Genomic DNA, 10,834 nt, shown 5'->3' on the forward strand with positions numbered 1-10,834 from the left:
CGCACGAGCGCCCGAACACACCGCAGCCGACACGCTAGTCGACAAGCGCGTGCGCGATCATCCCGCGAATCCGGCCGCGCAGACGCCCGGTGACGCCGTGATCGGCAAGAGCGGCGGCGGCGGCATGCGCGCCGCACATGCCGTGCACACCGCCACCGGGATGCGTCGCCGCCCCGGCGAGATAGACGCGGTCGACCGGTGTCCGTGGCCCTGCGAGACCGGGAATCGGCCGGAACACCAGTTGCTGGTGCAACTGTGCCGTGCCGCCGTTGACCGCACCACCGACCAGGTTGGCGTCGGCGCGCTCGAGGTCGCCGGGTAGTTGCACACTGCGGTGCACGACACCGGCGAGTGCGCCCGGGGCGTACTCCTCGATCACCGCGTCCATTCGCTGGGCGAGGACCGTCGCGGCGTCGTCGTCGGACACGTCCCGCGGGAGATGCGTGTATGCCCAGGCACTCTCGGTTCCTGCCGGTGATCTGGTGGGATCGGCGGTCGTCATCTGACCGACGATCACGAACGGGGAGCGCGGTACCGTGCCCGTGCCGAGGTCCGCTCCCCACTGGACCAGCCCGTTGCCGTCGGCCCCGAGATGCACGGTGCCCGCACTCCGCAGGCTCGGCGACCGCCACGGAATCGGCTGGGACATGGCGTAGTTCACCTTCACCACCGAGGTGTCCCAGTCGAATCGTTTCACGTCCTCCCGGACACGGTGCGGGAGGATCTCCGGGGAGAGGAGATGCCCGTACAGTGAGGTCGCGGCCACGTCGGCCAACACGGCCCGCCGCGCGGTGATGCGCTCTCCGCCGGTGGTGCGCACGATCGTCGTGGTGCCGCTGGGCTCGATGCGCTCGACGTTCCGGCCGCATCGCAGTTCGGCGCCGGCGCTGGTCGCACGCCGCACGAGCGCGGCGGTCAGCTCGCCCGCGCCGCCCGTCGGAACGGGAAACCCGACGTCCTGGGCGACCATCGTCAGCAGGTAGCCCATCAGGCCGCTGCCGGCGGCGTCGACCGGAATGTCGGCGTGCGCGGCATTGCCCTGGAGCAACAGTCCGGCACTCTCACCGGTGAACAGCTCGTGCGCCATCCGCCGCACCGGCAGGGCCAGCATCCGGGCGAACCGGAGGGCCTCGCCGGCGCCGAGGCGGCGCAGTGCCGTGAGCGGACTCCGGATCGGCGGGAACGGCCCGAGCAGCATCCGCAGGAACGGCTCGCGGATCGTGGACCACTGCTCGTGCAGGCGCATCCACGCGTCCCCGTCGCCGGCGCATCGACGCTCGAGGTCGTGCGCCGTGTCCTGTGCTGTGGCCCGCAGCGTCACCGCGTCCTCGTCCTCGGGAGCGCGCGGATGGCCGAACGCAGCGGGGGACCGCGACCACACCAGACCGTGGGCGGGCAGGTCCAGCTCGGCGAAGACCGGAGAGACGGCAGCCAGCGGGTAGAAGGCGCTGAAGAGATCGGCACGGTAACCGGAGTGCAGTTCCGCGGTGCGGACCGCACCACCCGGTTCGGGTTGGGCCTCGAGGACGAGCACGTCCCATCCCGCGTCCGCGAGCAGGGCAGCCGCGGTCAGCCCGTTCGGGCCGGCCCCGACGACGATCGCGTCGACCTGCTCACCGACAGCGCTCACACTTCACCTGCCGTGCCCGCCGTCGGGTCGGTCGCGTGCTCGGCGATCAACGACAGGCGGCGCAGGCACTCGCGGTTGCGTGGACGAACCGCCCAATCCTGGACGATGTCGGGAATCCACGACGCAGGGCGGCTGACCGCGTGCTCGAGCATCTCGATTTCGCACCCGCCGTCACGTTCGGTGAACCGGATGCGGATCTCTGCAGCGCCGAACGGCCAGGCCCGCGCGTGCAGAACGAGTTCGGACCGCGGAACGGCACGGACGACTTCGGTCGAATCGTGCAACAGCCCGGGCCACAGACCCACCGAATGGTGGATGCGCGTTCCCACCTCGGGCCAGCCGTCGTCGACGGCCCGCACCCGTGCGGCACCGACCACCCAGGCGGGAAAAGTCCATCCGTCGGCGAGTACCTCCCACACCCGGTCGCAGCTCACCCTGGTCTTCCAGACCACCGCTTTTCTCATCGTCCTACCTCTTTCCGACGAATGGTGCGGGCAGTCACGGCACCGGTCGCCGTCCGACCGTACCGCCGGCGACGACAGCGGCGACCGTTTCCCGTGGGCTGCGGGCTCCGAGTACCGGCCCCGTTCCGCTCGCACCCGAGCGCATACCCTCGATGGTCTCGCGCCACACCTCCCGGCCGGGAACGACGGGAGACCAGCCGAGTTTCTGCCCGGCACGGCCGCAGTCGAGGAGCGGGGTGTCGTACATGAGGTCGATCCAACCCCCGTGCACCGGTTGCAGGTGCAGCTGCCAGGTGACCTGTGCGAGGAAGCGCAGGGTGCGGCGCGACACCGGCCACGGCCGGGTCCCGAGGGACTCGACGACGTCCGTCGTGCGGACCGCGTCGGTGGCGGCCAGGTTCACCGATCCGGCGCCGGGGGCGAGGAGAGCGTGCTCGACTGCGGCGGCCACGTCCGTCGCGTGCACGGCGGGGAGTGCGACGGACGGATCGAGAGGCAGGACGGGCAGGTGACGCAGCGCCGCTGCCGGCATCCACGCCGGCAGCGCGTACCGGCGCAGCGCCGCTCCGGCAGCGGTCTGCCCGATCAGGCCCGGCCTCAGCACGGTGACTTCGGGTGCCCCGGCCGTGCTCGCGACCGCGGCGACGATCCTCTCCGCCGTGACCTTGTCCATGCTGTATTGCGACGTGGGAACCCCTGTCGCCGGCCATGATTCGTCTACCTGCCGGCCGTGCGCCCCGGGTGCGTAGACGGCGGCCGACGACATGTGCACGAGATGAGGGACACCCGCTCGTGCCGCGGCGACTGTCACCGCGCGAGTGCCGTCGATCGCGGTGCGCCGCAGCAGGTCCGCTCGATGCGACGGCTGGAATCCCCACGCGAGGTGGACGACGGCGTCGGCGGTGTCGAAGACCCGGCACAACATCTCCTCTGCGCCGGAATCTCCCACATCGATCGCATGCCAGCATGCATGTCGATACGGCCGGACCGCAGGCGGGACCCGGCGCGCGACAGCGACGATCTCGTACGCGTCGCGCTCGGTGGACAATCGCGTGAGGAGTGCGCTTCCCACGTTGCCGCTGGCGCCGGTGACGACGATACGGAGCGGTGCCATTCCACGGAGGTACCCGCGGCGCCGCCGTTCCAACCCGTTCCGGACCTCCGGCCGGGAAGATGTTGACTTCAGTCAATCAAAACTGCGTCCATCTGTCACAAAAATTGTGCCGCTCTAATGGATCCGTCACAGAAATTGACGAATTTCTGCAGCGAGTCGGCGTCATCGAGCCTAGCGTCCCTCCGGTCATGAATTGACTCGAGTCAGTCCTGGGCGGGACCGCCCGCCCGAGTGGAGGTGGAACGATGTGGCTCGACATTCTGCGGCTGATCGTGGCGTGGGGCTCGATGGGCGCGGTCATCGCGTTCTGGTACTGGGTGTTCTCCAACATCGGAACCTTCTAGGGACGGCCGGGGTGGACACAGGATCCGGTGGAAGAGCCGGCACATGAGTGCGGTGGGTGTCTCACCGCGGACGATCGAGCGGACCTGTGCCCTGACCGCGGTGGCGTTCTCCGAAGGGCGGAGACGCGATGCGCGTCTCGTATCCGGTGACCGGCGCAGCTTCGGCCTGACCGGCACGCTGCGGGTGGTTCACGTTCCGTACCCGCCTCCCGTGCCCGACTGGCGTGTCCGGACGCTGACGTGCGGTGTGGCACTGCAATGTGCACCGTCGAAGGACCGGATCGCCCGGTATCCGTTGCACGAGCTGTCGGCCCGCGAGCGCGCGGCGCTCACCGTCGTGGAAGGCAACGTCGCGCTGGGGTGGGTGAGCACCCGTTGGCCGGGGTTGTTGCCGGACCTGATCCGGGTGCTTCCTGGGCTCGAACCGATCGACGGGGACACCGACAGCGCCGACATGCTGCGGATGACCGACACGCTGGTGCGGTCGCGTGAACCGATCACGCCGCATCCGGTTCTCGGCCGCCTGCCGCTGACGGAACGGCCTCGTACCGGCCTGGGTGCCGCGGTCCGGCGCATGTACGGACGGATGCCGTGGACCTCCCTCCGGTCCGATTCGGTGCGCCTGATGTCCATCCCGGTCGGTGGTGAGGGTGGTGTCCGCAACCCGAATCTGCCGCCACCGAGCAGGCCGGAGGACGAGGAGATCGAGATCCGGCCGGACGAACGGATCGGTATTCCGTACCCGGAGTGGAACGCATGGCGTGAGGCCTTTCTGCCCGATCACGTGGCGGTGCTGGAAACCCGGGCACCGGCCGGATCCGCCGTGCCGATTCCGGTCGTCACCGACGTGCGCCGCTGGTTCGAGCGAAACACCCACCGTGCCATGACAAATCGTCTCGAGGATGGCTCGGACCTGGACATCGACGCGTACCTCGACCATCACGTCGACACGATCACCGGGCACGCGTCCGACCCCCGGATCTTCCGTGACCTGCTCCCGAGTTCCCGCGACGTCACCACTGCGCTGCTGCTCGACGGCAGCTCGTCCCTCGGCGTTCACCGCGGCACGGTGTTCGCACTGGAACTCGCGTGCGCCGACGCGCTGTCCCACGCGATGATGCTCGCCCGCGAACGTCACGGGATCTTCGTGTTCAGTGGCAATACCCGGCATCGCGTGGAAGTGCTCTGCCTCAAGGACTTCGACGACCGGCACCTCGTCGTGCCGAGCACGTCGGGTCTGAGGACCGGGGGGTACACCCGGCTCGGGGCACCGCTCCGGCACCTGACCCGCCGGTTGCTCGAACGGCCGTCGGAACGGCGGCTGCTGCTCGTCATCGGAGACGGCTTGATGTCCGACGAAGGGTACGAAGGCCGATACGCCTGGGCCGACGTCGCCCACGCGGTGGGGGAAGCCGAGGAGGCAGGAGTGTGCATGTACTACATCGGAGTCGGCCCGGCACGGGTCGATCCGCTGCCGGAGGTGTTCGGGCCCGGCCGGTCCCAGCGCATCCAGCGGGTCGAGGACCTCCCGCGGGTGCTCGCCCACGTGCATCGGGAACTGGTGACGGCATGAACGACAAGGCCCTGTACTACGCGTCCGGCAACGAAGTGGAACTCTTCGAACATTCGTTCCGGCAACGGCTTCCGGTGATGCTGACCGGACCGACGGGTTGCGGCAAGACTCGCTTCGTCGAGCACATGGGCGGACTTCTCGGCCGGCCAGTCGTCACCGTCGGCTGCCACGACGACCTCACCAGTTCCGACCTGGTGGGCAGGTTCATGGTGTCCGGCGGTGATGTCGTGTGGCTCGACGGGCCGTTGACGAAGGCGGTCAGGGACGGCGCGATCTGCTACCTCGACGAAGTGGTCGAGGCCCGCCACGATTCGCTGGCCGTCCTGCACTCGCTGACCGACCATCGCCGCACCCTCTATCTCGACCGGGCGGGCGAGGTGGTGCCGGCCCCGGCTTCCTTCATGCTGGTGTGTTCCTACAACCCGGCCTATCGGAGCTCGCTCAAGGAACTGAAACCGTCCTTCCGGCAGCGCTTCGTCACGCTGCCGCTGGGGTACCTGCCACCCGAGCGGGAGGCCGACGTGCTCGTTGCCGAAACCGGCGTCGACCGTGCCGTCGCCGAACGGCTCGTCGCGTGCGCGGTGAGCATCCGCACGGCCGACGACGTCTTCCACTTCGAACCGCCGTCCACCCGGGTGCTCGTCACCGCGGCGCTGCTCGTCGTCGCCGGTTCGAGCGAGATCGACGCCGCCGAAGCGTCGATCCTCGCGCCGCTGAGCACCGACGGGGCGATCACCGGGGGCCTGCGGGAGGTCGCCGCCGCGACACTGCTCGCCGCGGACGAACCGAACATCCGCCCCGAACCGAAGGAGACCCGATGAACGAGCAGGACCGGCGCCGCAGACGCGGCCTCATCGCGTTCCAGATCTTCGCGTACGGATTCCTACTGTCGCAGTTCCTGATACAGCTGTACATGTCGGTGGTGCGCGGCTGGTGGGGGGCACCGTGAATCTTCCCGCCTTCACCCGGCGACGCGCCGACACCACGCCCGGAGCGGGGTACGACGAACACCAGGAGGAGTCCCGTCGCGCGCAACGCGCCGCCGACCACTGGCTGACGGCCGGAACACTGCTCATGGGTACTCTCGTGCTGGGCATCGTCGGCCTGCCGATCTTCCTGCGCGGTGTGTGGCTGCAACGCCGGGCACAACGGTCCGGGTTGTCGGTGCGGCCCGTGATCGTCACGCTCATCGGCTATCTCGTCATCCTCGACGCGGCGCTCAACAGCATCGGGTGGGCCCTGGACCTGGTCGCGAACCACACCCTGATCAACCGGGTGGTCCTCACCGCGTGGGGCAACATGTTCGACGCCGGGTACTTCTGGCACTACAACGAACTGTGGATCGGTGGTGCGGCCGGGCCGGGGGAGAAAGGCTGGGAGGTCGCCCTGATGCTCACGGTGTTCCCCATGCGGATCGCCGCGGCCATCGCGTTCCTCCAGATGAAGCGGTGGGGACACCAGTGGATGATCGTCACCTGCTGGATGGGACTCGTCATCTGGGTCGGCTACACGTTCAACATGACCATGTATGCCGACGTCCGGTACGACGGGGTGGTGCTGCCCGTGATCGGCTGGTGGCTGTACGACATCTTCTACATCACCCCGTTCCTGGCGATTCCGTACCTGCACACCGTCAATCGAGAGATCTTCTCCGACTGAGATGTGTCCCGAGCCGGACGCAGAAGGGAGAACCCCGTGAAGAAGACCGAATCGGACGGCAAGGTCGCGGACGACCTGCCACTCGGCACCACGCCCGCATTCGCACGGATGCACAAGTGGATCAAGCGCGGTGTGTTCGTGTGCCTGTTCGCGCTCGTCGTGGAGGGCGCCTTCACGGTACCGGCGCTCGCGATCTGGTACGGCTGGCCGCAACTGTCGTTCCAGGAGATCTGCAGCGAACTCATGAAGGTCCGCTACTCGGACGACACGATGGAATGCGAGTACCCCTATCCGCTGTTCGGGCCGCCCGAGGGCGCGGCGGGGAAGGACACCGCCGAGGACGAGTGGGGGATCCAGCCCACGCCCGGATGGGACCGCATCGGCTTCCGTGAACTCGTCCACAATCGGGACGAGCGGGAGGGGCGTTAGAAACGGGTGGGCTCCCGGCCGGAGTCCGGCCGGGGGCCACCGAGCGATCAGCGCGCGGTGGTGCCGAGCGATCAGCTCGCGGTGGTGCCGAGTGATCAGCTCGCGGTGGTGCCGAGCGATCAGCTCGCGGTGGTGCCGAGCGATCAGCTCGCAGCGGCGACGAGGTCGAGCGCGATGTCGACGATCATGTCCTCCTGGCCGCCGACGAGCTGGCGGCGACCGACCTCGAGCAGGATGGTGCGGACGTCGATGCCGTACCGCTCGGAGGCGGCTTCGGCGTGACGGAGGAAGCTCGAGTACACGCCGGCGTAGCCGAGCGTGAGGGTCTCGCGGTCCACGCGCACCGGCCGGTCCTGCAGCGGGCGGACGATGTCGTCGGCGGCGTCCTGCAGCGCGAACAGGTCGGAGCCGTGCTCCCAGCCGTTGATGTTCGCGACCGCGATGAACGGTTCGATCGGGCAGTTGCCGGCGCCTGCACCGTGTCCGGCGAGGGACGCGTCCACACGGTAGACGCCCTCCTCGACGGCGACGACCGAGTTGGCCACCGACAGCGAGAGGTTCTCGTGGGCGTGGATGCCGATCTCGGTGCCCTCGTCGAGAACGTCACGGTAGGCGCGGATGCGGTCGCGGACACCGTTCATGGTGAGGCGGCCACCCGAGTCGGTGACGTACACGCAGTGCGCGCCATACGATTCCATGAGTTTGGCCTGCTCGGCGAGCTTGGCCGGCTCGGCGAGGTGGCTCATCATGAGGAAGCCGGAGACGTCCATGCCGAGTTCACGTGCGGTGGCGATGTGCTGGGCGGACACGTCGGCCTCGGTGCAGTGCGTCGCGACGCGGACCGAGCGCACACCCAGGTCGTAGGCGTGGCGCAGTTCGGCGATCGTGCCGACGCCGGGGAGCAGCAGCGTCGTGAGCCGTGCGTTCTCGATGTTGGCCGCGGCGGCCTCGATCCACTCCCAGTCGGTGTTGCTGCCGGGGCCGTAGTTCACCGAGCCGCCGGCGAGGCCGTCACCGTGGGCGACCTCGATGGCGTCGACACCGGCGGCGTCGAGCGCGGCGACGATGCGTCCGACGTCTTCGGGGGAGATGCGGTGACGGATGGCGTGCATGCCGTCACGGAGGGTGACGTCCTGGATGAAGAGCTTGGTCATGCGGACACCTCGGAGTTCGGGCGGATGGCCATGCGCTCGGCCGCACGCAGCGCCGCCGAGGTCATGATGTCGAGATTGCCTGCGTACGCGGGCAGGTAGTGGGCCGCGCCCTCGACTTCCAGGAACACCGAAACCTGGTGCGTCACGGGGGCGTCGCCTGCGAGGGTGTGAACCGGCCGGTCCTCGGGGACCGGGGTGATCTGCACTTCCTGCTTGAGGCGGTAGCCGGGAACGTAGGTCGCGACCTTGGCGACCATGTCCTTGACGGAGGTGCGGATGCGCTCGTGCGTCTCCTCGGACGGATCGCCGATGAGGCAGAACACGGTGTCGCGCATGATCAGCGGCGGCTCGGCAGGGTTGAGGATGATGATCGCCTTGCCGCGGCCGGCGCCGCCGACCTTCTCGATCGCGTGGGACGTGGTCTCGGTGAACTCGTCGATGTTCGCGCGCGTGCCGGGGCCGGCGGACTTCGACGAGATCGACGCGACGATCTCGGCGTACGGGACCGGGGTGACGGTCGAGACGGCGGAGACGATCGGGATGGTGGCCTGGCCGCCGCACGTGACCATGTTGACGTTGTGCGCCGACAGGTGCTCGTCCAGGTTCACCGCGGGCACCACGAACGGGCCGATGGCGGCGGGGGTGAGATCGACGAGCAGCTTGCCCAGCGGAGCGAGCTTCTCGGCGTTGGCGACGTGGGCCTTGGCGCTCGTGGCGTCGAAGACGATTCCGATCTCGTCGAAATTGTCCATGGCGATGAGGCCGTCGACGCCCTCGTGGGTGGTGGGCACACCCAGGCGCTTCGCGCGGGCGAGACCGTCGGATTCGGGGTCGATACCGACCATCGCACCCATTTCGAGCGTGTCGCTCAGGCGGATCACCTTGATCATCAGGTCGGTGCCGATGTTGCCCGAGCCGATGATGGCGACCTTGGTCTTCTTGCCGGCCGGTGCCGGGGTCGTGTCAGTCACTGTTCCTCCTTCGAGAACGTCGCGGTCACCGAGCCGAGGCCGGTGATGTCGGCACGGACGACGTCGCCTGCGGCGAGCGGCGCCATGGGGCCGAGTGCACCGGAGAGGACGACCTGTCCGGCGCGCAGGGGTTCGCCGAACTCGCGTGCGGTGCGCGCGAGCCAGGACAGGGCGTTGAGGGGGTCGCCGAGGCATGCCGCACCGTTGCCGGTGGACACGGTCTCGCCGTTGATCGACATGGTCATCTCGGTTTCGATGGGCTCGAATTCGTCGAGTGTGACCTGCCGGGCGCCGAGTACGTAGACGCCGCTCGATGCGTTGTCGGCGACCGTGTCGGCGAACTTGATGTCCCAGTCGGCGACGCGGCTGTCGACGATCTCGAGGGCGGCGACGGCATAGGCGACCGCGCCGCGGACCTGCTCGACGTCGAGGGGTCCGTCGGCCAGGTCCTGCGAGAGCACGAACGCGACCTCGGCCTCGGCCTTCGGCTGCAGCAGCCGCGAGATCGGAATGACGGTGTCCTCGTCGTAGACCATGTCGTCGAACAGGACGCCGAAGTCGGGGCGGTCGACGCCGAGCTGCGCCTGGACGGCGGGGGAGGTCAGGCCGATCTTGCGGCCGACGACCGTCGCGCCGGCCGCGAGCTTCGCGTCCGTGAGGTGCTTCTGCACCTCGTAGGCGACCGCGATGTCGGTCGCGCCGATGAGGTCACGGATGGGTGCGCAGGGCACCCCGGTGGCCGCGGCGGTCAGCAGCCGCTCTGCGGCCTCGCCGATCGCGGCGGTGTCGGTTTCGATTCTCTGCGACATGTCTCTCAGCCTGAGGGGTATACGGCCCGGGGAACAGTGCGGCGTACCGGTGAGTGGAATGGTCACCCGATACGGTGGTTGACACGTCAACTTGAGCTCCGTACCGTTTGGTTGAAGCATCAACCAACCTGGGGCGTGTGCGCCCGCACCGAGTCCGTCTCGAAAGGTTCTCCCGTGAACAATCCCGCTGTCCGCAACACCGGAATTCTCCTCGCCCGGCTCGGGCTCGGCGTCATCTTCCTCGCGCACGGCCTGCAGAAGGTCACGTCCTGGGGGTACTCCGGCACCAAGGCGGGATTCGAGGGCATGGGTGCCCCGGTCCCGGCCGTGTCGGCGTTCCTCGCCACCTGGATCGAGGTCCTCGGCGGCAGCGCGCTGATCGTCGGCGTGCTCACCCCGATCGTCGGCGGTCTGCTGTTCCTCAACATGGTCGGCGCGCTGTTCATCACCCACATCGGCAACGGCCTGTGGGTGTCCGACGGCGGATACGAACTGGTTCTCGCGCTGGCCGCCGGTGCGCTGCTGCTCGCGGTCGTCGGTGCCGGGAAGTTCAGTGTCGACGCACTCCTCGGCGGAAAGCTGCCGGCCTGGATGACCGCAGCGCCCGAGCCTGCACTCACTCCCGCGCGCTGACGTTGTCCTCCCGCGCGCTCGCGACCGCCGCCCCCGGTGATGGGTGCCTCTCTG

General features: G+C 68.7%; 12 protein-coding genes. 6 read left to right on the forward strand and 6 right to left on the reverse strand.

The window, feature by feature from the left end:
* Positions 1–34: 34 nt before the first annotated feature.
* From A8G15_RS15820 to A8G15_RS15830, 3 genes are read right to left on the reverse strand one after another with little or no spacing between them, the layout of a single operon-like run.
* The gene (locus A8G15_RS15820) at positions 35–1,630 is read right to left on the reverse strand and encodes a phytoene desaturase family protein (protein ID WP_068161289.1); all 1,596 of its coding nucleotides are present in this window, start codon (positions 1,628–1,630) and stop codon (positions 35–37) included.
* On the reverse strand, positions 1,627–2,094 hold the full coding sequence (locus tag A8G15_RS15825; RefSeq protein WP_068161290.1) for an SRPBCC family protein: 468 nt from the start codon (positions 2,092–2,094) through the stop codon (positions 1,627–1,629). Before A8G15_RS15825 ends, A8G15_RS15820 begins: the two co-directional genes overlap by 4 nt.
* A 34-nt stretch (positions 2,095–2,128) precedes the next feature.
* Positions 2,129–3,208 (reverse strand): NAD-dependent epimerase/dehydratase family protein, encoded by a 1,080-nt coding sequence (locus A8G15_RS15830; RefSeq protein WP_068161291.1) that lies wholly within the window; start codon positions 3,206–3,208, stop codon positions 2,129–2,131.
* 387 nt (positions 3,209–3,595) lie between these two features.
* Here A8G15_RS15830 and A8G15_RS15835 point away from each other — a divergent pair, with 387 nt between their 5' ends.
* From A8G15_RS15835 to A8G15_RS15850, 5 genes are read left to right on the forward strand one after another with little or no spacing between them, the layout of a single operon-like run.
* Positions 3,596–5,125: a nitric oxide reductase activation protein NorD gene (locus A8G15_RS15835; protein ID WP_068161294.1), complete on the forward strand. Its 1,530-nt coding sequence runs from the start codon at positions 3,596–3,598 to the stop codon at positions 5,123–5,125.
* On the forward strand, positions 5,122–5,946 hold the full coding sequence (locus tag A8G15_RS15840) for a CbbQ/NirQ/NorQ/GpvN family protein (protein WP_068161297.1): 825 nt from the start codon (positions 5,122–5,124) through the stop codon (positions 5,944–5,946). The genes A8G15_RS15835 and A8G15_RS15840 overlap by 4 nt, the downstream gene beginning before the upstream one ends.
* Positions 5,943–6,074 carry a hypothetical protein gene (locus A8G15_RS32235; protein WP_281180687.1) on the forward strand — a complete coding sequence of 44 codons (132 nt, stop codon included), beginning with the start codon at positions 5,943–5,945 and terminating at the stop codon, positions 6,072–6,074. The genes A8G15_RS15840 and A8G15_RS32235 overlap by 4 nt, the downstream gene beginning before the upstream one ends.
* Positions 6,071–6,784 carry a hypothetical protein gene (locus A8G15_RS15845; protein ID WP_068161363.1) on the forward strand — a complete coding sequence of 238 codons (714 nt, stop codon included), beginning with the start codon at positions 6,071–6,073 and terminating at the stop codon, positions 6,782–6,784. Before A8G15_RS32235 ends, A8G15_RS15845 begins: the two co-directional genes overlap by 4 nt.
* Before the next feature lie 36 nt (positions 6,785–6,820).
* On the forward strand, positions 6,821–7,213 hold the full coding sequence (locus A8G15_RS15850) for a hypothetical protein (RefSeq protein WP_068161300.1): 393 nt from the start codon (positions 6,821–6,823) through the stop codon (positions 7,211–7,213).
* Positions 7,214–7,356: 143 nt separating this feature from the next.
* Here A8G15_RS15850 and dmpG read toward each other — a convergent pair whose 3' ends face one another.
* From dmpG to A8G15_RS15865, 3 genes are read right to left on the reverse strand one after another with little or no spacing between them, the layout of a single operon-like run.
* Positions 7,357–8,367 (reverse strand): 4-hydroxy-2-oxovalerate aldolase, encoded by a 1,011-nt coding sequence (gene dmpG, locus A8G15_RS15855; protein ID WP_068161302.1) that lies wholly within the window; start codon positions 8,365–8,367, stop codon positions 7,357–7,359.
* The gene (locus A8G15_RS15860) at positions 8,364–9,338 is read right to left on the reverse strand and encodes an acetaldehyde dehydrogenase (acetylating) (protein WP_068161305.1); all 975 of its coding nucleotides are present in this window, start codon (positions 9,336–9,338) and stop codon (positions 8,364–8,366) included. Before A8G15_RS15860 ends, dmpG begins: the two co-directional genes overlap by 4 nt.
* Complete coding sequence (locus A8G15_RS15865; protein WP_068161307.1) at positions 9,335–10,147, reverse strand: 2-keto-4-pentenoate hydratase; 813 nt, start codon at positions 10,145–10,147, stop codon at positions 9,335–9,337. The genes A8G15_RS15860 and A8G15_RS15865 overlap by 4 nt, the downstream gene beginning before the upstream one ends.
* Before the next feature lie 174 nt (positions 10,148–10,321).
* Between A8G15_RS15865 and A8G15_RS15870 the strand changes: the two genes are divergently transcribed.
* Complete coding sequence (locus A8G15_RS15870) at positions 10,322–10,780, forward strand: DoxX family protein (RefSeq protein ID WP_068161309.1); 459 nt, start codon at positions 10,322–10,324, stop codon at positions 10,778–10,780.
* The last annotated feature ends 54 nt before the right edge of the window (positions 10,781–10,834 follow it).

This window comes from Rhodococcus phenolicus (genome assembly GCF_001646785.1).
Classification (GTDB): Bacteria; Actinomycetota; Actinomycetes; order Mycobacteriales; family Mycobacteriaceae; genus Rhodococcus; species Rhodococcus phenolicus.